We start from the raw sequence: 23,313 nt of genomic DNA, 5'->3' as shown, positions 1-23,313 counted from the left end.
GAGACGACAACTCGCTGCAGAATACGACGCATTGCCGCAACTTTTCGCAATCTCCCATCGCACCGACGATTTGGTCTCTCGTTTGACCAAACGGCGGTGCGATAAACGCTGCGACCGCAGCGGGGGAAGTGTCTGATCTGCTTTCCTCGAATCAACTGCTGAATTCGTCTTGCAGCACATTCAAGCGCATTTGCTTATTTGCATTCAGCGAGCCAAGATCAGGCGGCGCGAACTGTCTGCAGAAACTTCAGCGGCATGACGGTCGTTTTGCAACAAATGGGACTGCGAGACGGGTACTGGATCGTACCTGGAAAAGCGCCAGATTCTAACCCCTGGGGACAAAGCATTGTCTGTCGCAGCAGCCCGTTTTCGCGGCGAGGGTACACTAAATCTCCTGGGTGGCCGCTGTCGTGACAAGCCCCACGACCTGGATGATCTGGTAGCAGGGCTCGAAGCCACAGCGATTCTCACCTTTGGCTAAGAGATCGATAGTAGCGGTACTGACGCGAGCCTGCCGGATGCTCGAATTGAAAGCAACCCGCGAAATTCTCGATCGCCTGCATTACCCCTTTAAGTGATGGTGCCGTGAAGGCATGGGTCTGTCCTGTCGACCAATGCGAGAGGTAGTTGCTCACGATCGTCGCCACCGAGGTGCCGAGGCCGGCGAGCTGGGCAGGCTCCAGGACCAGGCGCCCGGCCGCGTCATGGAGATCGACGGCTGCCTTGATGGCATCTATGAGGTTTTTTGCCATGTGCTTATCGTCATTGAAAGCAATGTTGATAGGCACGGGAATGCCAACCCTCGAGATGACCTCCTCGAGTTTGAACTCGAGGTACTGTCTGATCCGGGGCGCGGAATCATCGGTGTTTCCGGTATCGAGAAAGGCGTGAGTTGCATCGCGGATCTTATGGATCGCGCCCGACTGCGGCAGCACCGATGTCCGCGCGGTGCCCTGTATGCACTGATGCCACCAGCCGCCCTCGTTTGCATTTGTGTTGAAAAGCTTCTCCAGGACTGTGTCATGGCTAAGCAGGATGACCTGCGGGCCATTTGGGACCCCAGGGCGCGCAAATTGTCCTTTGATCACGTTCATCAGATGGAACTGGTGCCCAGAATCAAAGCTCGATGTGACATCATCGAGAATCAGAAACTTGGCGCCCCCACCATAGAGCGAGGCGGCCGCCAAATAGACGCTGATCGCGAAGGCGTTGCGATAGCTCTCGGAGAGGACGGCTTGGGCCGAGATGTCCGGCAGTTTCCAGAATTGAGCGAGGGAGATGGAAAGATCTTCGCTGCCGGCGCGCTTTTTCAGGGCCGGCACCACATCGGTGTACATGATCGCCGCGAAAATACTTCGCGTAACAGGCTCGATCGCGGCGAGTCGACGCGCACTTGCGGCGGACTCGGCACTGGCGAAGCGTGAGTTGGCCGTGTCAAGGAAGCTCTTGACCCGAGCAATTCGCGCAAGTTCGGCAGCGATGGCGGATTGCTCTCTCAGGGCGGCGCGCAGGTCCGACAAATTGCTCTGGAGGCGGCGTGCGGCTTCGGCTTTCTCCACGACAGCCGTGAGCTTGTCGGGAAGGCTCTTCTCCAGTGTGATTTTGCTGTCGGTGAGGTGCTTGAGCTTGGCGACCGCGCGATCAGTCAGCGTCTCTTTCCATCCCACGACCGAGCGTGCGCGCGCCCCGTCGATGGCCCCCGTCAGTCCGATGTCCTTTGCCTGGGCGAATAGGGCCTGCTCATCTGGCTGCTGCCCTAACCGTTCCAGCTCGTCGAGCTGATTCCAACCTTTTTTGGTCCATTCTTGAACCAGATTGGCCGAAGCTGTCTCCACGGCCTCAAAGGCCGCGAGCTTGTGGCGAACATGGTCGAGTAGCGAACCGGCACCAGATCGATCACATGTCGGGCAGACACATTTATCCACCCAACCGTCATCCGCGATGATGATTTCGCTGAGGCCGTAGAGCTGGCGGAAAAGATCGCCTTGAGTAAGCTTAAAGGCGGTATCACGAGCATCGGCCAGCTCGACAAGGCGCTTGGCATCCTCTTCGCTCGGCGCGGCTTTCAGTGCCTCCGACCACCTCGCCTCGTCGCGCAAGATTTTAGCGAGCTCTGCTCTCGCCTCACCTCCTTCCGCGACCTTCGCTGCATCGACGCAACTCGTGGGGTCGATCTCCTCGAACGTCCGCCCCTCGCAGAGGGGCTTGAGCAGTTCGATGCCACTGAGAGCGGAATGCGCCTTCGCGAGCATAGATGTTTCGGCTTCTGCCGGATCGTACTCGTCACCGACAAGCGCAGTGAAGGCCTCCCTTATGTTGGCCTGCGCTCGCTGGAGGGAGACAGTCGCAGTATTCTGCTTGGCTTCCTTGGTGGCGACGCCAAAGTGATTGTTGAATGCTCTCGTATTTGTCAGCGAGGCCAACCCCTGTCGCAGTGCCGAATACCGCTTCAGGCCTAGCAGCCCGGCGAACGATCGGCCGCGCTTCTGGGGCGCTAGATCGATAAAGTCCTGAAATATTTTTCCATCGAGAAGGACGAACTCGCGATTGAGGTCGGCCAGAATCGCATTTCCGTCTGCCCCGGTACTTGCCGCTACGGTTCGCCCGCCGGCCGCATCGCGCCGGACCGTCACATCGACCTCGGCGCCGCCGCCGGCTGGCACAAGAGTCAGGGTGACCGTTCCAACACCACCCGCATGGAAGCGGTTGAGGTAGTAGGACGAGCCTTTCTCGGCCGCTGGCAGCTCGTCGAGCTTGGGAATGCGACCGGTAATCGCGTAGACCACCGCATCGAAAATCGACGTTTTCCCGACACCGTTCGGCGCGGAGATGGAGTTGACGCAATCCGGCTTGAGTTTGACAACGAGGGGAGCACCCTCATTGTTAATGCCGCGAAAGCCTTCGATTGAAACCTTCTGAAGATACCAGCCGCTCATTGGGCAGTGCTTTCCTCAGGGGAGATCTGATGCGGTTGCACCGGCGCAGTCGCTGCGTACAACGCATCGAGGAGCGCCTCCTGATCGACGGCGATTTCCAGGCTGAGCTTTGCAAGTGCCCCTGACAGGACGTCCGCTAGCGGATCGTCGATCCGTTTCAGTGCGGCCGCGAGCGCCGAGATGCTTTGATCAACGGTATTGTTGTCATCGATCCCAAAAGCAATTTCATTGTTGGCCACTATAGTCCCCCAGCACATCGTCTTCATCATCTCATCTCGGAACCGCAAGCACATTTGGTTTTGTCACGGTCCGCGCGCAAGAGATTCGGCGCTCATTTCGACACGAGTAACTCCTTATCAACCTCGCAGACAGCACGTCCTTTGTACGTTCGTACCAGAACGAATTCCAAGCGACCGCATTGGTCGTCCGAGCCAGCCTCAAGCGCCCTTGCGTCGTCATGTTGTCAAATGCGGCCATCGGCTGGGAGCGCAGCGGGGCAACTCCTCGAACTTTCCGAGCATGGCAAACGACAACTACGCGCCTGGGGCGGCGCGGCGCCGCGCAACACGAGCATGGCTGGCGCGCGCGACCATCTGGATAGCGATAAGGATGGCCGCGTTCTCCATGCTCGAGATTGGATGAGAATTGTTTTCACTATAAACGGCCAAATCCACCTCGACGCCAAACCCAGGGACAGCAACCGTCTGACGCAACTTTCTGATGCCAGTCACAGTTCGAGAGCAGATGAAGCACTCGCCGTCATATAAAATTCGGAATGGGATTCGTTGCTCGCGCATCATCACCGGCCTTGATGACTCAAGGGAACTTTGGACGCCCGCGCTGCGTTCGCGCCTCGATATCATTGCTACGCGCCGGACGAAAACCTCATCGCTCTTACATTAGCGCGATTCGCGCGCTTTGATCGTTTGGTCAGCAGCCTCACATTGCAGGATTTCAGCAGGTTAGCCTGCAGTTTTGTTCAATTCCGCCCCGGCCGGGCTTTGTCATTGACGAAGCTTCTCTCATGCCATGCGGCTCTCCTAACATGTCGTCGGAGCAACCGGTCCTCCCACAAGTCTTACCAAGCCACGGCCAACGTCGCAGCCGCTGAAGGCCACTGCCCCAACAGCAATTGCCGTGGATTGCTCTGAGCTGCTGATGCTGCTTCGGCCTGACAGACCTCGTGCCTGGTGATCACATCCCGTGTCGGCCACCAGTTCTTTCGAGTCGTTCGTCTGGCCCGCGGCTACATGGGACCATCGTGCAGTTAAAGCCGGCGAAGGATCTCCTCGCGCGAACTGGCGCACTACTGAGTGCCGTCTAGCCGCGCGCGGCATGGCGCGCGACCACAAGCTGATCTAGCAGAAATGCGACGGATCATGCCCCTCAAACGCCGCAGAACGTCGTGGTTGCAATGTTAACATCCCTCGCCGATCGGCTGGGGGAACAAGCATGGTTAAAGCAGTTCGCAATACCGTCATGGCACTCACTTTTGCCGTCGTCGCCGGCAGCAACATAATTTGGAGTTTGCTGGATGACTACGTCGCCTGCGGCCTAGCGGTAGCCGCTTCAGTCACCGCCGGCTTTTGCGCCGAGCGCGCCTTCATCAAACGGTCGCATCGCGAAATGTTCCGTCAACACGGCGCAGACTGGCAGGCTGGTTGCGAGCGCATAGAGTCTGGCGGACCAACTAGGACGGCGAAGGCAGAGAAATGACAATCGATCGCAATATCCTCGAGAGCGGCACGAAGCGGGAGGCGCCCAAGCTGGAGGTGCTCGATTGGCAAACCCCGTCGCGACAGTTGCTAGCCCATGCTTCGGCGATCGAGGCATTGCGCGCCTGGTACGCCATGCAGTCGACCGTCAATACCGTCGCGCTCTACGACGCCGCAGCAGCGCTGTTCGGCCCGGATTTCGATCGGGCCGAATACAACGAGGGCGAGTGAGTATATCTGATCTCGACGCGCTTGTAGTGGGAAAGCGAGGGCCGAAGTCCAGATTATCTTACGTCGACAGAACGGGTGAAAGCCTCTAATTCGATTCCTTCCGTTACGTCGCGAGGCGGCCACCATAAGTCTCTGTCACAATAGGCATGGGCCCGAAGACGCAGGCGATCAGCCTGAAGTTATTTATGGCGCCCTTAAGGGGACGCGGCTCGGTCGAGACAACACTCTGTCCGCTCGACGGCGGTTCGATAAGGATTCACGCCATCGTAGAGATCGCGCGGGCGCGTTCGCTCGGCCAAAGTCCTGAGGTTTACGCGAAGGCCTCAACGTAGTTGCAGGCCAGTACCTCGATGTCGTCTTCAGGCATGTCGGAATAAGGGTGAGATAGCCTTCGGCGAGTTCCTCATGCGCGCCGACGCCGGCGATAAAACCACCGAGGACTCGGTCCTTACAATATGCGGACCGAGCAAGGTCTGCCCTGCGACAGCAAGAAATTCGCGCTTGCCGATCAATCTCGGCCTCCGCGACCCAGGTCGACGGAATGAAGAGCCGCCATCTTGAGACGAGGCGCGAATAATCCAGCGTGGGATCAAGCTTCGCATTTCCTGCCGTGCGCCGCGTGCGGCACAGTTCGGCAAGTGATGCTCCGTCCGAACGTCGCTCCGCAAGAAAGCCAAGTCGCTTGAACACGACGCCGTTGCCGAGCCGCTCACCATGTTCAATGAGCGTTTGATCATTGCGATCGGTCCGCTTGAGATAGGTACTCACGCGGATCCGACACCTGCTGAATGCCGCCGCCCAATGCGGCATGTCGATGAGCGGTCCGAAGACCCTTTATGCCTTCGAATCAAAGAGACTTTTCGCGATCATATCCTGCGAGTGTTGTGGTCGTCCGATTTGAACAGATGGCCGTAGCGGTCCTTGACCTAAAGACTGCTATGGCCGGCAAAGGTCTGAACTGTTTTTGGTTCAGGTCGGCCTCCATCCAGCAGGACACCGCAAAATGCCGCAAGGCGTGCCACTTGAAGCGCAGTCTTGCGCGTTTTTCGAGCGAAGTGTGGCGATCGGGCAGGCCCATTTGGCTCACCGAATTCTCTGAGTGCGTCAGCTTGTCGACAGCTGGTCCTAATAGAGCGAGAGCGACACACTCGAACCGGGGGCGGACATGGACCCATTTAACACGATCAACCCATTCGACCGAGAGTTCGCTGCTTACAGCGCCGCGGTGCCGCAAGCGCAACAGCAGCAAGCGGATTTTGAGCCGTACTTGGATGAAGTGCCGCAAGTTGGTACCTCTGCGATCGCAGAGGATCCTGTTTCTGCTGATCCCTACTATCCTCATCTGTCGGAAGAAGGCCTTAGACTCGCCGAGGCCTTGGGACTTGAGCACCAGAGGGCCGACGGTTCTCATCCCGAACACGCAGTCAGCGGACGCGAGGACGCCGCTGCCCTGATGGGTGAGGACTACACCGGCCAGTTGAGGCCTGCGAAGAGACAGAGGACACTAAGCCAGACGCAAGCCGATGCCATTGAGCACCGGCCCAGCGAGCCTAGCAATTCAGCCCCTCGCGAGCTAATTGAACAGGCTGGCACACCGTTTCGGGTCAGCGGTCCGTTGATCCTTCCTGCGGAAGACCACGCTCAGGATCTGCTGTGGGCGATGCTGGAAAACGCCGGCTCATCGTCGTCTCTCGAGCCAACCGAGCGTCATGACCACGCCGTGGATTCCGGAGCGGCCGTTCGTTCCTTCAACTCGCGGCAGGACGACCAGCGCACGTCAGGCGCGCAAGAGGGTAGCAGCGTCCCGCCGAGCCAGGACACCCCACCCGCTCCTTTCATAGTTCATAACGACCGCTTCACGGCGCTGTTCGTGCCTGCGGCGGCGATGAGGGGCAGCTCTCCACTCAATCTGTCAGGCGCACCCATTCATTTCGGATCTCGACCGGAACGCGTTTCGCAGCCGAGCGCACAGCCGGCGAATCGGCCCTCGCCAGCACTGCTTGCACAGACGATGGAGCAAGCCGCTCCGGCGTCCGCCACAGCTGAGACGACGCCGCCCGCGGCCCGCGAGATTTACGCCGCATCATTCGCCGTTCCTGAGGGCTTTTCGCACGGCACACAGCCCGCCCCAATCACGATGATCTCAAAGCTCGGCCACTGGGGCCTCTTGCCGGACGCAGCGCAGCCGATGAAGCAATATGACATTCGCGGCGAGCGTTACACGGCGCTCTTGGGGCCGGGAGGACCCAACGACGTTCGGCTCATCCATCATCCATAGATGTAGACACCAGGGACAGTCGCTACGTAAGAGGCCAGTCCAGATAGCTCAGGTAGCGAACTTGTTGCTGGACGATAGCTTGCTTCAGCGCCTCTTGCGAGCTTAGTGAGGTTCTGGGCGGTCCGGATAGGTACTGCCGGCCCCGATGAACTTGCGGGCGCCATTGCTTAGCGGCTCCTTGTTGAGCCGAACAGCCATGGCGCCTTTTTGTTGGTAAAGAGCCTGATCAGATTGCTGGGCTGGTTGCGGCGAGGTGATAGTGCAGAAAACTCGGAGGTGACTGCCGACCCCTCCGGGGCGCTCGGCACTATAATGTCTGCCCATGTCTCCACTTTCTTTCTAGCAAAGGCAGAGGAACGAATGGGCATTGACGCATTCGCCCCCAGCTCGTGAAGGCCTTGAGGAAGGCCTTGTCGGCGGCTTGCAGGGCCGCGAGAAAGGCCGGCGTGCCGCCGCGTTGAGAGTCCACAGGTCACGATCACTCGCCTCCTTGATCGGCGCGGATCTTTGCCCGGAATCCCACCGACCTGCAGCCCCTTCTAGCATCACCACGATGGCGGTGCCGCGGAAGGCGATCCGGACCATGCAAGCCGAAACGAATCCCGAGGAACTCCTAATTGTGATGAAGGCGCCGCGGATAGACGACCCTACCAATTCGTGCAGGAGATTTCGCAGCTCACGTCAGTTAGCTTGCTCGGTGTTAGTGACTTTGGGGATTTCTTCGATGTTGATTGTTGAAACTATTTTGAAGCCAGACCAGTTTGGCGGTATTGGACTTTTCTCTGCGACTCGTTTGCCTAAAGGCGCGCTACTTTGGATTCACAACCCGATCGTTGACATTGCGGTGACGCGCGAACAATACGAAGCTCTAGCTCCAACATTTCAAGCTCTACTTGATAAGCATGCCTATCCGAGGGACCACAAGGTTAATGACGGCGTCGTAGAGTATAATGCTGACAACGCTCGCTTCATGAATCACAGCAGTCATCCAAACACATATCAAGACGATCATTGCAGAATTTTCACGGCCCGCGACGTACAACCTGGTGAAGAACTGACTTGCGATTACTTGTCTTTCGATCCAGGGTGTGACTTATCGTGGAATAAGGAGCTATTGGCGATCTCCAGCTCCTGCTTTCGAAGCCTGGAGCCGGCTCCGACAGGTTGATCCTGCGCCGTACGCGTTGTTCTAGTGATTCAGTGAGCAGCTCTCGACAACCTAAAAAGCTCGCAGTCCAATCGTGTGGCGGAGCAGTGTCGCTTTTGGAGCGGACTCGCGACGTTCAGGACGTTAGACGCTGTAATCGCATGCAAAAGCAGTTCATGAAGCAGGAATTCTGCATATGAAAGTTGTATTTTGAGTGATTTCACCAGGGTGAGTGTGTGAAGCTGCTTTGCTCCTAGGCAGCTTCGGCACCGGACGTGTCTGCAAGGAAGGTTGGCACGGAAGCGAGTTGGTGGGATTGCTTATTGACCCGGGATTCGACGCTTCGAAGTAGGCGCATATGTCGTCCCCGCCAGCTGCGCTCTGCTCGCCCGGAATAGTTTTAGGATGGAGGCTCCCTGAAATCTGATGCCGTCCAAGCTGCCAGGATTGAAAAGACGGCTCGGGAAGAGCCCTGCCGCGAGTCAGGATGTGCTCAGGCGATTCACGTGGGAGATCAGAGCCATTAATGTGTGTCTGGACGACCTTCGTTATTTCCAGGCGCATGCGCTGGGCATTGCTGCACCACAAATGATGATCTTGATGGCGTTGATCGACTTGGAACAGGACGGCGGAGTTCCGGTCAACGTGGTTGCAAAGTTGATGAAGGTTGAGTCCGCCTTCATTACGAGGCATTCGAAACAGCTTGAGGATAAGCGATTTGTGCGACGTAAGCGCTGCGCGAACGATGCACGAATCGTCAACCTGTCGCTAACCGATAGCGCTCGCAGGCAACTTGCGAGCATCACGGCGCAGCAGGAAGAACTCGATGAGTTTGTTTCTGGTTATCTCGATATTACGGACTTCGCAAAGCTGGCTAGTTGCCTTAGCGGAGTCAGGCAACGGCTGGAAAAGGCTCGCCTACACGCCGCGTTAAAGATGCAAGAACCTTCAAGAGAGCAGCAGCTGCGGGACGCTTAGCCGGTCAACAACTTGAGCCCACGAACCTATTCGCCGCGGCGATCACAACGAGCACAACCCAAATCCTGGATCGGGAGCTTGGATTTACTATGCCGCTCTGCAACACAGCTCGAGCCGGTGCCGAGTGATCAAATTCGGCGCTCCAAGCTATGGCTGTGCGCATGCTGAAGGAGCCATGCGCCGACAGAAGCTCCAACGCAGCGATTTACGTCGACTCTGGCAATCGTTTCTGCATCTTTTTCCGTGAGACGATGATAAGCGATAACTCTGCGGCATTTGGCCAATCCTTTTGCTCGGAGGCGCGGTCTTCTACGAGCGACGCCCCAGAGCGCTATGGGCTATCCTCGACAGCTCGTCGCGTCGTTCTCGGTTGCGCAGTTTGGACTAATCGTAAGAATGATTCACCGTCTAATGTGAGGACAACTGACCGAGATGCGTTCATTTTGCACGAGGCAGCACCCTACACCGTTGCTTGATACTTCCCTTCTGTTAAGAACGCATTATTTTGCAGCCAACCACGACGTGCCATCGAATTGCGGCGAGCACCATCGTCGATGTCTTACAGCAGAGAAGCAGGGATTCCTGGGCAACTGCCCCTGCCGGCAGTCGGCTGGTTGAGAGCCATGGCGCTACGTGATCAAGCGCGCCTGAGCGGGGGCGCATCCTGTATTCTCGCGTTTTCATAGCAATTGTCACATGACTCCTATTGAAGCAATCAAACATTGGTACGTGTCTCTGGACGACGAACTTCAATCAGACATCGCGTATATGTTCGTATCTCTCACGCTCGGAGACTGCCAGTTTTCGCCTGCTGCAGCCGTTCGAAGACTGCTGCAATGGTTCGACCTGCGCAGCGCAGGCACGGAATATGAGGATGCGCTAGCCGCGGTCGTGTTTCGCGCCTCGTTCGAATACATATTTGCCGACCGCTTCACAGGCGCCGGGTGGACCTTTCCCGAACAATTGTTCAAAGACGTGATCCGCGAGGCTGCTGAAGGGAAAGAGGCAAGCAAGTTCGCAACGAGGGCATTTCGGTTGCTGCGTAACCTTCCGGACCGAAAAACGAAATGGAGGGAGGCAGGTGAGAATTGGAATGCCTTGGTCACCTCGGTGCTCAACGACGATGCGCTGAAGCAATGGACCCACGAGCAATTCCTGGCGAGCGACTTCGGGCCGACGCAAGACTGAAAATACTCGGAAATATTGCGAGAGCGCCGATTCGGAATGAAATTGGGTGAGACCAGGCAGCGCGACGATTAGAACGGCAACTTCCAAAGAGAGTAAAAAAAGGCACCCGAGAGCGCCCCAAAAGAGCACCGCCGCGACAGCGAAATACAGTGATCTAACCAAAGCCGGTTTCCCTTAGGGATATTTGGCGATGTAGCATCGCAACAAGCAGGATAGCGGCGATTGCAAAGGTTTAGTCGTCGTATTTCTGCTCGGAATTGGCGCCTAGCGGCCGAGTGCATCCATACTCGGGCAGCCAACCAGAGCAGTGGGGCCGTCCTACTCAGCGCACAGGGCGACCCGTCGCCAATCTGCTACGGCCGCCGGCCCAAGTCGACAGCCGCGGCCGGCCCACTAATGTTGAGACATATCGCCTGATAATTTTCGGCTTCGTCGAGGGCTGCCTTGATGAATCTCCGCTCAGCCACCGCCTCGAACGGATGTTATAATCGAAGCCCCCCTACCCATCGCCGGCCACCGTAAGAACCAAGTCGTCAGTTCGGCGTTATCCCCGCGCTATGGAGCCGTTCGCGGAGGTCTAACGATGGACAACCAGAACCGGACAGCCCTTTTCCTATCTGCTATCGCCTTGGCCATCGCCATTGGATCGGCAATCACGTCAGAGCGCATCGATACTCGTACGGCCAGCAACGATGCACCTCCCGGAACGGTAGGCCTCGCTAGGCCACACCCGCCGCTGGACCGTGCGGCCGGTGAACCGATACAAACGGTAGGCGGGCCGCCAAGGGTGAGTATTCGGCAGCGTCCCTGACCGAACACCGGCCGCGGGGCAAGGCCGCCGTCCGGCCTCGCCAGCGCGTTCTAAGGGCATGACCACCGCCCTGCTCCAGAAGCACAAACTCGTTGGGGCTTCTGCGTATAACACTCCCGATTATTCCGATTGCTCCGGTGATTCCTCTAGAAGAGTAATCGGAGTAACCAGAATAGTCAGAGTTCTATAAAGCTAGCCGCGCGCCTGCCCGAACTGGGCTAGCACCGTGTAGTAGCCGATGCGAGGCTGCATCACTTCGCCGTCCTTGACCATCTTGCGCAGCAACACGTGGACATTTTCTGGCTTCATACCAGCTGGCTTGGCAATCGCCGCCGGCGTCTGTTCGTCACCCGTCTCCTTCAAGACTGTAACGATCTTCCGCCACTCATCCGACTTCGGACATCGTCGGCATTTCCAAGGACCGACCACCTGCCGCTGTCGAAGCGCATTGCCGTCTCGATTTCCTCAATGTCTCGACCGCGGCCATAAAGGGTCGTGCCCTTGGCGTCCCGGTTGAGCACTAAAACTGCGTCGGCCGCGCCGGTTACGCCATTAGTGCCACTGATCGCTTCTAATGGATCCTCAGCTTCCATTTTGCGCGTGTGGGTCACCAAAACCACGGCTAGCCTATGCTCGCTGGCGTAGCGCTGCAGGGGTGTCACCGCCTCGTAGTCCGCGGCATAGGCGTCTTCTCCCTTCTTCCGGGGCGGACGGACCTTCACATAGACGTCGACCACAACGAGACGAGGCTTGGGATCGAGGCTGGAAATACATCAAACCGATTTTTGGTGATGTAGCGCCGGCTACGGTTCGTTTTGAGCATCTCGACCGCTGGTATTTCGGGCTTATCCAGCGGAAGGGCGTCAACGAGGCATTTCGCGCGATGAAGATTTGGCGCGCGCTGTACGGCGTGCTGCCTGGGATGAAGCTGTGTCCTGCCGATCACGACCCGTCGTTAGCAATCCGCCGTGAAACGCCAAAACCGCGAAATCAAAATGCCTCGTTAAGCGGGCGTGGCGCGAGAAGTATTTCGGCCTTGCAGCGCTAATTGCCCTCTTGTGGGACACGGGGTTCTCACCGGTCGACGGAAGGCCCCTTACCCTGGCCCATTGGGACGGGCAGGAATACAGGATTGAGCGCGGGAAGACCGGCGTTCAGGCGATCGGGACTGCCACCTTCAAAAGGCGAAAGATCGTCGGCCGCTACCTCGCGGGACTTGGGGTCGACCTGCTCCCGGACTCCGCCCTCTTTCGGAACTGTTCGGGCCCCCCCTACTCCAAAGACACCCTAGAGCCTTTCCGATTTAGGCGGAAGCGTACCCGGCGTTTCGCAGATAGTTTGCGCAGTCTTGCGGTGTGAAGTGTTGGAGAGGGCAACCATACAATGCCCACCTTGTATGCAGCGCCGGTAGCCGCAAGTAGCGGCGCGACTTTGCGGACACGATCTCGTGGCGCAGCCAGGTACGGCATGTTGGAATTGAACTGAAGTCTCGATTGAAAAGTCTAGGCAAGGTACAAATGTAGCAATGTAAGTTAGCAGGAGGCAGCGGCAGGCCCCGCACCACGATCTGGTCGGCGATGTTCATATTTTCGATCAGCGGGACAAGTTCAGGCCGGCATTCAATGATCAACTCGCCGCCAAGCACCTTCACACGCGCGAAATAGCGCGCTACCGGCGCGCTACCGAAAAAGGAGCACGATCGAACGGACTTTTGACCGTCCGGTCGCGGGCGTACACAGGTTACGTCACGCGGTCAGGCGCCGAAGCGCCTCCAAAGCAACGCGCCTTCGCAACTCGTGCGCAGCGGCCGTCAAATGGTAGCCTTCGATTCTGCCCGACACCGACGCTTTGACTCGACTTGGACCTGCCGCGATACAGGGCGGCCCGACTCACCTACCCTGCAGCGACGCTCGGCTTCGCCATCTGCGGTATGCAACTTGGAGCAAATAATGAAACCGCTTCTCACCTGTGTGGCGACCATGGACTGCCTTGTCGCCATCGTCTCACAGCGTATCCGGCGTTTTGAGCTCGTGGCTGATCAGCTCTTCCTTTAACTGTCGTTCTGCTTCCAAATAGAACTCTTGATCCCTCCCCTTTGGCATTCCGGCTTGCTGCCACAAATGATATGCCCGGCGTTCGATGTCCTTTTGGGTTGGAGGACCTGCCATGTGCGTTACTCCCGATGAGACCAACCTGAGGCTGGCCACCCTTTCCAGAATTCTCGCGTCTGCTAGATCTCCTCGGTGGTTAGTTCGTTCTAAGCTTCCCTAGATCACATCCGGCTGATCATTGCTGTTGGGGCTCCAGGGCATCTCCGCTCCGTACGGGAGGGTTACAAGCCGATCCTACTGTCTCGTGCCGTTCACGGCATCGCTGAAGTAGCTGCCTAGCGCGTCCAATTTGGCGATAGTCCGGGCTTGCATCAATCGTTCTAAATCCGGAACGCGGTGAAGCAAAAGTCGCGGGCGTTGCAGATTTACAACCCGCACAGCCATTCAAGATACTAAGCTCCTCCATTAAGACGACCAACATATTTCATTCTTAGTTCAATATGATCAGCGGGGGCAAAAGGTGTTTGATGTCTATCGCAATGACAAGCGCGACTTCCTCGTTCTAAGTACAGGCTCTGCCGTACCCGCGCTTTACGCTGCACATAAGTGGCGCAAGAGCAGAAAAAGAGTTCTCAAGGTCAGCGACGAAATCAAGTCAGCCGTTCAAGCACAAGGCTATTACCTCCGAAGCTGCGGGCCACCAAGGAGCTAATGATCGAGGTCGAGTAGGTCGGCGCCGGTGTTCTCCATTTGCAATCTCTATAGCATCACCACAAACCAAGCCGTCATCCTTGCGCTCAACCCGAGTCGTGCGCCTCTTTTGCGCCGCAGCCTTCACTTAGGCTTCATTGTAGGGGGCTGCGCCCGCTGAACGCTTTCCTGTACCGCCGCCTGCGAAGTTCGGATTATGGCGGCCTCAAACACCGCAATACGGCGATCAAGTTGCCATAGCTCGATGTCGTTGACATCAACTAGCTGCTGAGCACGTTCTCGTGCTTCCTGCTCGTCGGCACACTGCAAATTGGCCACGCTTATAACGCGGTGGTGCTGATCCAAAAGGTAAGCTCGGTAGTGCGCCATCCCTACGCCCCCAAAGGCGAAAACAGGTTACTCCATTGATGCAACGGGAAACCACGGAAATTTGGATTCGAAAGTTCACGCTTAATGTCTATCCAATTCAAAGTTGGTTCGATGCAGGAGGCTGACCACGCCGAGGCCGCATTTGGTCACGGCTTCCTAACGATACGCCGAATGGTCGGGCCGATCCCCCCCAAGGCAAGGCCGGTAATTTTGACGATCGACGAGGAACGCGAAGTCTGGATTGCGCGCCATGGATGAGGCCAAAACATTACAACAGCCTTTGCCGAATAATGCGCTCAAGATCGTGACGGGGCGGACAAAGAAAGTCGGACGGCAGGCTGAACGAGAACAGCTGGTCGGTTATCTCGTGAGGCCAGCGGCTGCGCAAAACGACGGACTACAGGGCGCCACCACGACGTGGCCAAGTGTCGTGGTGCATGCTTACGGTGGTGAGACACCGTCCCTCATTCCCGGTTTCAATACTGACTTGATGCGTGGCATCATCCCGCAGCCGGGATCGAAGATCCCGGCACCCGATGGACAATGCCGTGGCCCGCCATATCACCGAAGGGCAACTTCAGATCGACCAGGACGAGAAGACGTTCACGGCCAAAATGATTTTCGTCTGGACCTGCAACGAGGGCATCAAGGAGCAAGCTTGCAGGGCAGGTAATGCGGATCACGGACCTAATGGCCTGAGGCCTGCCGAGGCCGCTTCAGCCGACGCAGTGCGCCCACGCCTCTCGCTGCTCGGTGTGCATAAAAACGGCTTCGACCTCGTCAAGATGGAACCGAACGTCAGCCCGATTTCCGTCCGTGTGTGCTCTCCGCAGATCCAGTTCAAAAGGCACTTTGAAATGCTCAAGGCCCTTCTTGTGGTCTGCGGAAGTGGCCTTGTTATTTCGCTTATCGCGGCGGCCTATGGCCTCGACTTGAGCGCTGGCGTGTTTTGAAATAATTGTTTAACGGCAGCTGTGACGGGCGGGAAACGCGATGAGGCGTATAGGGCTCCATCCGATTCCTTGGTGTCGATCGTGTCCCAATGGCAAAGCCTGGCATGTGTTGCGTTAGCGCAGGTCCGACGAGCGCGTATCCACGTTGACCGACCTTAAATTGACTTGCTTCCTTCGGTCGATGGCCAGCCCCTGCCTGTCTCCGTGGACAAAACACAACTCTGTATTGTAGCGCGACGATTTGGATCGAGCGGCTAGCGCAATAACTGCGGCCGAAGCGACTTTTCGCACAAAACATGCGAGGCATGCACGAAAATCGCTGACAACCAACGCGAAGAAATAGGTATCCGAGCATTAGGTTTGCGCGTTAGACGACGTTAGCGCAAGCTTGGAGTTCGCGGTGAGTCATCTACTCATCCCGTCGCTCCCTTCGAGACATTCCTTTCTGACCCGGCCGACGCGGAATGTCCGCACGGACATACAAGGGCTTTTAGCGCACGCTGCTAGGCACCCGCGCCTGGAGTCCGCGGTCGTGATCTGCGACCTCTCCAAGACGATCTGTGCCTTCTCGGTCTCACAGATCCCAGCGATCTGACGCAATCACAATTCGATTATATCAACGAGGAGGCTGCGCAGAGCTATGGGAATCTTAGTGAGCTTCCCCGGTCATTACTTCAGCCGGGATTTTAGCTTCAAGGTCTGTGTGCGATGCGATGGTATCGCCGATGGTCTGACGACTCATTGCCCCGGTGTGGAGTTGCCGCCGCTCGTCGGCTGCAACGTCGCCGCTGGCCTGCTCGATTATGACAAACGCTGCGGCTGGCACTGGCGCATGCCATGGCATTCGCGGAGGCCGCTGGAATGAATTGGTTTCGGCACTCAATCTATGAAAAGTCATCGTCTAGCTGGATTTCAACGAGCCTTTCGTGATCTTCATGCTCGATGAGCGCTACAAGCCAGTTTTCGGGCCGATGGTGTTGCACTCTTTAGGCTAGCCACGACAACCGGGTTGTCGCTGCGAAGGCCAGCAGACACCGCGTAGTCCATCAGACCTTTAAGCCGCTTCCGGCTCGCGGCGGATGGCATATCGGCCATCTCGTCAATCAGCTTATTGATGTGTTTTGGCTGAAGGCCAGCAATCGGCCCTTCGCCGTGCTTATCAACAAAGCGGTCCAGCACTCCGCTATAGGTGTCGCGCGTGCTCACAGCCAAAGCCTTGAATTCAGTCGAGCCGTAATAGGCGCGCACCACCGCCGCTATACTGCCGACCTTGACACGCCGCACCTCTGGCATCCGCTCGTCAGCGCTCATTGCCGCACGATAGGCCGTCCAGAATTCCGGCGTGTACAAAGGCGCTGGCAAGGCGATTTGCGCCCTGCCCGGGGCGTCGCAGATAGACGCGGGGCTTGCCGTGCCTATCGACGTACTCGTTTACGAATTTAGGCTTTCGCTGCCGCATGCCTTGTCCCAATAGCCGTCGTTTTCATTCGCGACTGAAACACCGTCGAACAAGCGATCGAGGTCCTGGCGGTCCCACAGCACCACGCCGAGCATCTGCTTCGGCGCCGGAATATTGCCGGCTCTGCGCTGGGCATCGAAATGCGTTGGACTGATGCCCAGATAGCGGGCAGCAGCCGCACGGCGTAGGCCACGCGGCTGTACGCGATGGTTATCGTTTGCTGGATTGGGCAAGAGCGTGCCCCTGGAAAAGATGCTCTGCTTTACCTCGTCGGCCGCAGCCGACGCACCGAGCGAATCAAACGTCCGATGGGATTAGACCACATACCGCACGGGCCGTGGGGGCGCGGTAATGTTGTGTTTCCAGTAAAATGAGTAGTTAGCACAATTGAGTAGTTCTTAAAATAAATCAATGACTTAACAAAGGATAAAGAAACCAACCACGCCCCTCAGTAGTTTAGGCGCTATCACCGCGCGGTATTGTGGCAAACATCGGTGATGAGAACGCGACAATGCGCTCCCGCCTTCCTCTGACGGAAAGGTGCAGCGCATGATCAAGCGTCGCAACCGAACCAAGCATACGAAAACATTTGAAGAGCGATTGGCCGAGGAGGCTGCGCGCTTCAAGGAGGCCGCAGCACAGTTGCCGCCAGGCACCCAGCGCGAGCTATATCTCCGGCGAGCTCGCCAGGCCGATACCGCCGCTCACATCAATGAATGGCTGACATCGCCGGGCTTACAACCGCCGACCGCGCTGGAGAATATGCAGGAAGGAAGACCGGCAAAGCGAGATCGAGTCGCCTCGGATTAGAAACCCGTGTGCTAGTTGCCGCATTGAACGAAATGGCAGAGTCGTTCGGCAGCTCATTTACCGTCGTTCAAGTGACCGCGGACGACACAACAACGCAAATTTGGATCGCGCTCGCCAAGCCAAGCCAGGCGCTGACATTGGTTCTCGCTGCCGTTCCAGAAGGCTGGACCGCGGAAGTGTTGGATGTCGCATTGACAGCTGCGCAGCAGCGGATGTTTGAGCAGCTTAACCTACAGCCGGGGGACGTTCACAAGCTGACGAAGTAGCGAGCCCGCCCGATCGCTGAGGCAGGCTGCTGCGCCCCTTCAGGCCAGGTCGCCCGATGGCCCCGGAAGAACCGCGGTTGCGGCTCGTTAGTTATTTCTTGCTGGCTCGCCATCGAGCTGGCGGAGCGGCCCCGGCCTAACCCCTTGCCCCCCTGCAGCCGGGGCCGTCTCGCCGCCCAAAGGAAGCGCGATGAATTGTTTCGTTTGCGAAGACGTCGGCTGGGTGTGCGAAAGTCATCCTGATTATCCATAGGACGGGACTTGCCCCTGTGGCGGCGCTGGCGCGCCGTGCCCACGCTGCAACATGCCGGCAGAGGGGCAGCCACCTCGGATGCTCGAGGGTTTCAAGACGCTGTTTGACAGGGGCGGGGCGACATTGAGCGAGCGGCTTTGGTGATGAGGCGGCCCGCAAAAGGCGGCCATAAAGCGGCTTAGTCGTCGATCTCGTGGAGCTAAGCGCCCCACCCTCGCGGATGAGGCGCCGTGGTGATTAAGGCTCACCAAGAAGTAGCGCCAACTTGCGGGCGACAGATCTTTGGCCCGACGATCTGCGTCCCTCTGATATTGATCAAAGAGAATGAAAGAGGGACCTATATACGTGTTGACATTGACCTAAGCTACGGCACGCGCTTATAAAAGGTCGATTCGACTGTTACGGATCGAATCGCGCGGGTACCACGCGTAAGGCGAAGCTTTGCACGCGGAACCACAGCCACCCTTGTAGCCACCCCTCCGGCCACCCGGAGTGCTTGCGTTGACTAAACCGATGCGCGGGACGGGCCCGCGAAGTCAGCCCTTGAGCTAGGCTCGGGTTGGGCGGCCGGGGAAGAGAATGGTCTGTTCACGAACGGCGTATTGCGTGTCGAGTACAAAACAGGTGTGAGGGTGCGCCACGGTCAAACGTCCCGTGCCCTAGACTGAATAGGACGATCGATCCGGCGGACGCAGGGTGTGCTCTGCGTAAGACGGCGGTTTTGAACTATTCGGCGGCAAGCTTGCGTGCTCACTAGGACAACTCTCTCCTGATGGCAGAGATTGTCCCATTAGAAGAATTGTCCCCGAACGGGTCCAAACCCCGTCTTGGAGGTGAAAGTTCAGCGCCGTCACCGGCAACTCCCTTTGTCCTATCGCCGCTTGTGCGTTCCCAAGCGAGGGCGGTTGTTCACCGCCCAACAAAGAGGAGGCAGACCCATGCACAACCATGGAAAAGCGCCGAAGGACGTCTATGTCAGGTCGCACTTGCGATGGCACAACGGCCAAATCATTGAGGTCGGTTCGTACCTCAAGGGATTGACGCCGAAACTCAGCCTTCGCGATTCCGATCTGCAATTGACCTTCGGCTTCTACCACTCAGGCACGGCCTAAGTGGGAGCCTGGTGACGGCGCTGATCCCGCAATTTTGAGAACCTTCCCACGGTTGCCCGCGATTTCCTCCCTATTAGGAGAATAGGGACGCCGCGCGACAGCGCTGGTCCCCTCTTTCTTCACTCTCCCTCGCTTAACGCCGCGAAAATCGTTGCACTTAGGAGCCCGGCCTCTGCGCCGGGTTTTTTATTGCCCGGGGTAGGAGCCGCGAAAGAGCGGCCTCCCGAAGCCCTCAATCTCAGTTCGAGGCTGCGACAGCACGCTCAGTCCCTCACGACCGAGCGCGCTGTCGCGCGTGCGCGTTTGCGTCCCCAATCAACCGAATGAAAGGAACTACACGCATGAACGGCTTTATTTGGATCGATACCTACAATCGCATTCGCGATGGCAAGATTCAGCAGGTTTGCGGGCATTGGCGACGCTTGCCGCGTCACCGTTCGTCAGCGACCGTGATTCCGTTTCCGCATCCGTCGGTAGCGTAGAGACACTACGTTCTCTTGACTGACTTCGCCGTCGGACGGGAGCTTTCGCTTCCTGCCCGGCGGCTTTTTCTTTTTGGCGCGCGTAACGCTCGCCTCTACTTCCCTCGGATCAGTCCCGATAAAGCGCTTCAATGCTTCATCAAAGGGCATATCGAGGCCAAGGGGCGGCTCCGGCGGCGTACTCTTAATCTTCTTACTCATCGGCGATCAGCACTTTGTACGGCATCGGCCCGACGACGCAGTCGAACAGGGCGTTCATGTGCTCGGCAGGACTCATGCTACGCCGATTCAGCCGCCAAGTCATTTCCTGCACGTACTGTTGCAGATGCTTCGCGCTGACCCAGTGATGGGTGCCGACAATCTGGCGTTTGAGAAGCGCCCAAACCGACTCGATCGAGTTGGTGTGCGCCTCACCCTTCTTATACTCGCCCGCCTGATGGTTGACGATTTGGTGCGTCGGATTGCCATCAAGACGCTGGTAAACCGGGTGTGCATCGGTCGCCAGCATCTTGGCGTCCGGAGAAACCGTCTCTTTGACAAACGCATGCATGGTCACCTTATTGGCAACCGGCAGCACCTTGGCGACGACTTCTCCCTCCCGCTCAACGGCGCCGATCACGGGAGTCTTGTCCTTCGGACCACCCTGCGTGCCGCTACGGCGCTTGTGGCGGTTGCCAGCATCGGGGTCGTGCGGGCGATGAACCGGCATCACGTCCCAGAGCTTAACGCGAAGGGAAAAGAGCCGCATTGGAGCCGGCGCAAGCTGAAGAGGGATCAATGACCACTCTTCCGCTTGTGTACAACGTGGCTTGCATTCGCGCATCGGTTGCGGTTGAATTGATTGTTGTGGGCGGGGGCTCCGATGACTCTAGCTGGGCGTTTCGTCGTCAAGCACGCCGGTCGTCTCTTCCTTGATCGCCATTTTTTCAGAAGCGGAGGGTCGAGATGCTTATGCTTGAGTCTGAAGCGCTCTCAAAAGCAGCATGGCAATGGTTTGGTGCAGGCCTGGGATTAGCTTTCCTGATCACCATCGGAATCATTATAATGTTCTTTTGGTACAGCGCTTTCCACGCAGAGACAGAGGAGGATGCAATAGATGCAGGCTTCCTGGGTCTGATGCTACTTCTCGTAACGATCTTCTATCTCGTGGCGTTTTCTTTCCTCGTAGCAGCTTCAACCAAGGGCCTCGACATTAAGTTACTGGTTGCTACCGTAGATGCATTCGTCTTGATTGGCAGTAAATTGCTCGCCCCGGTTTTTCTGCGATATCTGAGCAATGAAAAGATAGGAAATGGATGATAGGGTCACCCTTCCAGAAGCAGGCAGAAGAGATCGCGAAGGAGATCGCCCGTAGCGAGCGGGCCCGAACAGGCGCTCCAGTCTGGAAGAGATGACAAGCAGGTTCATTCGCACTTGCGTTGGCTGCGCTTAGTTGTTGTCGATCAGTATCAATCATTATGCATGGTAGGTGGAGGTGCCGCAGCGGCAATATCAAATTTATCGGCGGATCGATGAAGTGATCGGCTCAAGGCGGATGTTCGACTATTTCAATCGTGCTGGCCTTAAGACTGTCGCGCTGCATTGGCCAACTTCGCAGGACTGAGTGCGAGCAAGCCGCCACAGACACCATTTTGCTTCGGAGCTTTCAGATGACGCGCGCGATCGTAGTGGTTCGGGAGGTGGGCAAGCTGAACCCGGAGTACTCTTTGGAATTTGACCTTCCGGAAGTTCCGAGAGTTGGCTCGTACATTTCGATCAACCGGCCCGACAATCCCGAGCCTTACGGCGAGGACATGATCGTCGAAAAGGTTTGGTGGCGCCTCCACCATCCAGAGACGCGGGCAGGTTTTTCAGCCAGCGAACCAGCAAAGATTGGCAAGCTCACCGAAATATTTGTAGAATGCATCCAGGCTACGGGGCCATGGTCCAGCGATCGATGGAGAGACATGCTGGACGTTAGGCGAGAACGAGGGGCAGAAATCCCGCAATTCGACCTCGCCCGAGTCCAGGTTCGACAGGACGCGTTTAAGGGCAAATAGTGGTGCCTCCCGGCCATAGCGTCCCGCTCATCGACCGCGTGCCAGTTGATAACGACGCGATGGCTTCCTTTGCAAAAGAAAGCCAATTCACATCCCTCGCGGTATCTCTGATGGTCGAGACCGCCAGCTATGCCTGCATAGCTGCTGGCACGTTGGGCCCTCAGGCGAGCTGGGATCGAAGTATGGCGGCCGTCGGAGGCACGGTGGTTCGGCAATACAAACTGCTTGACGCCTTCCTCGATCAAATATGCAAAGATCGCGATGAAACGGCAGTCCTGATCGCGCGACCGCTGTTCGAAACGACCGTAAACATCAGGTTCTTCATTAAAAACTTCTCCGCCGATCTGATCGACTCCTACGTTCAGAAGTCTCTGCAGCATGAACGCAAACTTCGAGACAAGCTCAAGGCCAATATTCTCGCGCGGAGCGGAGTTGTGTTGCCGATTGAAGATCGAATGCTCAATTCAATTGAAAGAGCGGAAAGAGTGGCCGGCATACCGCTCGACCATGTGAACCCTAGCGACAAGCGACCTTGGGGTAACAAAAACCTCTTTGAGAAGGCGAAAGATGTCGGGCTAGCAGACGCATACTCTGGATTCTTCGGTGGTCCCTCGCACAACATTCACGGTAACTGGCATGAGATCTATAGCAATCATCTAGACTGGAACGAAGCCACCAACTCTTTCACTCCGAAGATGGCCTGGAAGCGACCAAGACCCCAAACGGTAACATCCCTCGCATTGGTGGTGGCCGACACCCTGAAGATCTACTTCGAGTTCATTGGGGGAGATGAGCTTTCAAGCCACTTCGAGCCGAAACTTGATGATCTGCAGAATCGAGTATTTTCGCTTGTTGATGCGCATGAGGCTTATCTTGCGCGTAAAAAATGGCCAGCAATTTAGAGCAGCCGTCGAAGACCGAGACCACGAACAAAGGGCGGCCGTGACTGATCGAGGCCAAGGACAATTCAAAGAGACTGCAAGGGCGCGCTACGTCAGAAGGCCATCGTGTTGGGTAGTCGTCCGTGAAGAATACGGATCGGTCTGAGGAGTAGGCAGAATTGGTCTTGATGTAGTATTCGATTTTGCAGGAAAGTAGGGTGCTGGACCTCTTTTCCTGCGTTTTGGGATTTTGCTTTTGGGCGATTCGTGATTCCCTGATGTCGGGTCATCGGCGTTGGGGAAGGCGATGAGCAAACCGCGGGACGATCGCCAGAAAGACCTGCTGCTTCCGGCGCTCGATCAGATCATCGACTTGGGTCACCCGCTGGTGCGGTTGGCGGCGCTGATCGACTGGAAGTTTCTGGATGAGCGCTTTAGTTCGGTCTGCCAAACAGGGTTGGGGCAGCCTGGCTTGCCGACGCGGCTCGTGGCCGGCCTGTTCATTCTGAAGCACATGCACAACTTGTCAGATGAGGTGCTGTGCGCCCGCTGGATCGAGAACCCCTACTACCAATACTTCTGCGGCGAATTGAGCTTCTGCCACCGTCTGCCGTTCGATCGATCGTCGATGACCCGTTGGCGC

At 57.2% G+C, this 23,313-nt stretch carries 22 protein-coding genes; 15 read left to right on the top strand and 7 right to left on the bottom strand.

The genetic code is table 11. The features are described 5' to 3' along the window. Positions 1–467: 467 nt before the first annotated feature. Together OWC48_RS42890 and OWC48_RS42885 are read right to left on the bottom strand one after the other, a co-directional pair. The gene (locus OWC48_RS42890) at positions 468–2,936 is read right to left on the bottom strand and encodes an AAA family ATPase (RefSeq protein WP_282525426.1); all 2,469 of its coding nucleotides are present in this window, start codon (positions 2,934–2,936) and stop codon (positions 468–470) included. Beyond that, complete coding sequence (locus OWC48_RS42885) at positions 2,933–3,205, bottom strand: hypothetical protein (RefSeq protein ID WP_282525425.1); 273 nt, start codon at positions 3,203–3,205, stop codon at positions 2,933–2,935. Before OWC48_RS42885 ends, OWC48_RS42890 begins: the two co-directional genes overlap by 4 nt. A gap of 1,183 nt (positions 3,206–4,388) precedes the next feature. Here OWC48_RS42885 and OWC48_RS42880 point away from each other — a divergent pair. From OWC48_RS42880 to OWC48_RS42855, 6 genes are all read left to right on the top strand, one after another. After that, positions 4,389–4,652: a hypothetical protein gene (locus OWC48_RS42880; RefSeq protein WP_282525424.1), complete on the top strand. Its 264-nt coding sequence runs from the start codon at positions 4,389–4,391 to the stop codon at positions 4,650–4,652. Continuing rightward, entirely contained in the window at positions 4,649–4,882 is a 234-nt protein-coding gene (locus OWC48_RS42875) for a hypothetical protein (protein WP_282525423.1), read from the top strand. Before OWC48_RS42880 ends, OWC48_RS42875 begins: the two co-directional genes overlap by 4 nt. A 1,165-nt stretch (positions 4,883–6,047) precedes the next feature. After that, positions 6,048–7,160 carry a hypothetical protein gene (locus tag OWC48_RS42870; protein ID WP_282525422.1) on the top strand — a complete coding sequence of 371 codons (1,113 nt, stop codon included), beginning with the start codon at positions 6,048–6,050 and terminating at the stop codon, positions 7,158–7,160. Positions 7,161–7,884: 724 nt separating this feature from the next. Then, a complete protein-coding gene (locus OWC48_RS42865) occupies positions 7,885–8,328 on the top strand; it encodes an SET domain-containing protein (RefSeq protein WP_282525421.1) in 444 nt (147 codons plus the stop codon). A gap of 405 nt (positions 8,329–8,733) precedes the next feature. Next, positions 8,734–9,285 (top strand): MarR family transcriptional regulator, encoded by a 552-nt coding sequence (locus OWC48_RS42860; RefSeq protein ID WP_282525420.1) that lies wholly within the window; start codon positions 8,734–8,736, stop codon positions 9,283–9,285. A 696-nt stretch (positions 9,286–9,981) separates the two neighbouring features. Continuing rightward, entirely contained in the window at positions 9,982–10,473 is a 492-nt protein-coding gene (locus tag OWC48_RS42855; RefSeq protein WP_282525419.1) for a hypothetical protein, read from the top strand. A gap of 1,003 nt (positions 10,474–11,476) precedes the next feature. On the opposite strand, the gene OWC48_RS42850 is transcribed toward OWC48_RS42855, so the two are convergent. Continuing rightward, positions 11,477–11,647 carry a hypothetical protein gene (locus tag OWC48_RS42850; protein WP_282525418.1) on the bottom strand — a complete coding sequence of 57 codons (171 nt, stop codon included), beginning with the start codon at positions 11,645–11,647 and terminating at the stop codon, positions 11,477–11,479. Positions 11,648–13,287: 1,640 nt separating this feature from the next. Continuing rightward, the gene (locus OWC48_RS42845) at positions 13,288–13,452 is read right to left on the bottom strand and encodes a DUF2934 domain-containing protein (protein WP_282525417.1); all 165 of its coding nucleotides are present in this window, start codon (positions 13,450–13,452) and stop codon (positions 13,288–13,290) included. Between the two features lie 1,499 nt (positions 13,453–14,951). On the opposite strand from OWC48_RS42845, the gene OWC48_RS42840 reads away from it, so the two are divergent. Both OWC48_RS42840 and OWC48_RS42835 read left to right on the top strand, forming a co-directional pair. After that, positions 14,952–15,368 carry a hypothetical protein gene (locus OWC48_RS42840; RefSeq protein WP_282525416.1) on the top strand — a complete coding sequence of 139 codons (417 nt, stop codon included), beginning with the start codon at positions 14,952–14,954 and terminating at the stop codon, positions 15,366–15,368. A 652-nt stretch (positions 15,369–16,020) separates the two neighbouring features. Beyond that, positions 16,021–16,233: a hypothetical protein gene (locus OWC48_RS42835; protein WP_282525415.1), complete on the top strand. Its 213-nt coding sequence runs from the start codon at positions 16,021–16,023 to the stop codon at positions 16,231–16,233. 68 nt (positions 16,234–16,301) lie between these two features. On the opposite strand, the gene OWC48_RS42830 is transcribed toward OWC48_RS42835, so the two are convergent. Beyond that, complete coding sequence (locus OWC48_RS42830; protein ID WP_282525414.1) at positions 16,302–16,679, bottom strand: hypothetical protein; 378 nt, start codon at positions 16,677–16,679, stop codon at positions 16,302–16,304. Between the two features lie 120 nt (positions 16,680–16,799). Next, entirely contained in the window at positions 16,800–17,060 is a 261-nt protein-coding gene (locus tag OWC48_RS42825; RefSeq protein WP_282525413.1) for a hypothetical protein, read from the bottom strand. Positions 17,061–17,376: 316 nt separating this feature from the next. Between OWC48_RS42825 and OWC48_RS42820 the strand changes: the two genes are divergently transcribed. The 3 genes from OWC48_RS42820 (at position 17,377) to OWC48_RS42810 (ending at position 19,268) form a co-directional block, all read left to right on the top strand. Further along, on the top strand, positions 17,377–17,637 hold the full coding sequence (locus tag OWC48_RS42820; RefSeq protein ID WP_282525412.1) for a hypothetical protein: 261 nt from the start codon (positions 17,377–17,379) through the stop codon (positions 17,635–17,637). Between the two features lie 32 nt (positions 17,638–17,669). Next, positions 17,670–17,903: a hypothetical protein gene (locus OWC48_RS42815; protein ID WP_282525411.1), complete on the top strand. Its 234-nt coding sequence runs from the start codon at positions 17,670–17,672 to the stop codon at positions 17,901–17,903. Positions 17,904–19,094: 1,191 nt separating this feature from the next. Continuing rightward, complete coding sequence (locus tag OWC48_RS42810) at positions 19,095–19,268, top strand: hypothetical protein (RefSeq protein WP_282525410.1); 174 nt, start codon at positions 19,095–19,097, stop codon at positions 19,266–19,268. A 675-nt stretch (positions 19,269–19,943) separates the two neighbouring features. Here the strand turns inward: OWC48_RS42810 and OWC48_RS42805 are convergent. After that, positions 19,944–20,528, bottom strand: a complete 585-nt coding sequence (locus tag OWC48_RS42805) for an IS1595 family transposase (protein ID WP_282525409.1) — start codon at positions 20,526–20,528, stop codon at positions 19,944–19,946. A gap of 167 nt (positions 20,529–20,695) precedes the next feature. Between OWC48_RS42805 and OWC48_RS42800 the strand changes: the two genes are divergently transcribed. The 4 genes from OWC48_RS42800 to OWC48_RS42785 form a co-directional block, all read left to right on the top strand. Further along, complete coding sequence (locus OWC48_RS42800) at positions 20,696–21,049, top strand: hypothetical protein (protein WP_282525408.1); 354 nt, start codon at positions 20,696–20,698, stop codon at positions 21,047–21,049. A gap of 350 nt (positions 21,050–21,399) precedes the next feature. Next, positions 21,400–21,789 carry a hypothetical protein gene (locus OWC48_RS42795; RefSeq protein WP_282525407.1) on the top strand — a complete coding sequence of 130 codons (390 nt, stop codon included), beginning with the start codon at positions 21,400–21,402 and terminating at the stop codon, positions 21,787–21,789. 59 nt (positions 21,790–21,848) lie between these two features. Then, a complete protein-coding gene (locus OWC48_RS42790; protein WP_282525406.1) occupies positions 21,849–22,691 on the top strand; it encodes a DUF5677 domain-containing protein in 843 nt (280 codons plus the stop codon). 286 nt (positions 22,692–22,977) lie between these two features. Further along, on the top strand, positions 22,978–23,313 hold a 336-nt coding region (locus tag OWC48_RS42785; RefSeq protein WP_282525405.1), incomplete at its 3' end, for a transposase.

The organism is Bradyrhizobium sp. Arg816, assembly GCF_029989365.1.
In the GTDB taxonomy this organism is placed as follows: domain Bacteria; phylum Pseudomonadota; class Alphaproteobacteria; order Rhizobiales; family Xanthobacteraceae; genus Bradyrhizobium.
Note: the sequence above shows the minus strand (reverse complement) of the source record. Positions and strands in the feature narration are given on the sequence as shown.

Bases quoted from the DNA above. Each gene is read 5' to 3' on its own strand.
- OWC48_RS42890 (WP_282525426.1), bottom strand. From the start codon at position 2,936: ATGAGCGGCTGGTATCTTCAGAAGGTTTCAATCGAAGGCTTTCGCGGC.
- OWC48_RS42885 (WP_282525425.1), bottom strand. From the start codon at position 3,205: ATGATGAAGACGATGTGCTGGGGGACTATAGTGGCCAACAATGAAATT.
- OWC48_RS42880 (WP_282525424.1), top strand. From the start codon at position 4,389: ATGGTTAAAGCAGTTCGCAATACCGTCATGGCACTCACTTTTGCCGTC.
- OWC48_RS42875 (WP_282525423.1), top strand. From the start codon at position 4,649: ATGACAATCGATCGCAATATCCTCGAGAGCGGCACGAAGCGGGAGGCG.
- OWC48_RS42870 (WP_282525422.1), top strand. From the start codon at position 6,048: ATGGACCCATTTAACACGATCAACCCATTCGACCGAGAGTTCGCTGCT.
- OWC48_RS42865 (WP_282525421.1), top strand. From the start codon at position 7,885: ATGTTGATTGTTGAAACTATTTTGAAGCCAGACCAGTTTGGCGGTATT.
- OWC48_RS42860 (WP_282525420.1), top strand. From the start codon at position 8,734: ATGCCGTCCAAGCTGCCAGGATTGAAAAGACGGCTCGGGAAGAGCCCT.
- OWC48_RS42855 (WP_282525419.1), top strand. From the start codon at position 9,982: ATGACTCCTATTGAAGCAATCAAACATTGGTACGTGTCTCTGGACGAC.
- OWC48_RS42845 (WP_282525417.1), bottom strand. From the start codon at position 13,452: ATGGCAGGTCCTCCAACCCAAAAGGACATCGAACGCCGGGCATATCAT.
- OWC48_RS42840 (WP_282525416.1), top strand. From the start codon at position 14,952: ATGGACAATGCCGTGGCCCGCCATATCACCGAAGGGCAACTTCAGATC.
- OWC48_RS42830 (WP_282525414.1), bottom strand. From the start codon at position 16,679: ATGAGCGCTGACGAGCGGATGCCAGAGGTGCGGCGTGTCAAGGTCGGC.
- OWC48_RS42820 (WP_282525412.1), top strand. From the start codon at position 17,377: ATGATCAAGCGTCGCAACCGAACCAAGCATACGAAAACATTTGAAGAG.
- OWC48_RS42815 (WP_282525411.1), top strand. From the start codon at position 17,670: ATGGCAGAGTCGTTCGGCAGCTCATTTACCGTCGTTCAAGTGACCGCG.
- OWC48_RS42810 (WP_282525410.1), top strand. From the start codon at position 19,095: ATGCACAACCATGGAAAAGCGCCGAAGGACGTCTATGTCAGGTCGCAC.
- OWC48_RS42800 (WP_282525408.1), top strand. From the start codon at position 20,696: ATGCTTATGCTTGAGTCTGAAGCGCTCTCAAAAGCAGCATGGCAATGG.
- OWC48_RS42795 (WP_282525407.1), top strand. From the start codon at position 21,400: ATGACGCGCGCGATCGTAGTGGTTCGGGAGGTGGGCAAGCTGAACCCG.
- OWC48_RS42790 (WP_282525406.1), top strand. From the start codon at position 21,849: ATGGCTTCCTTTGCAAAAGAAAGCCAATTCACATCCCTCGCGGTATCT.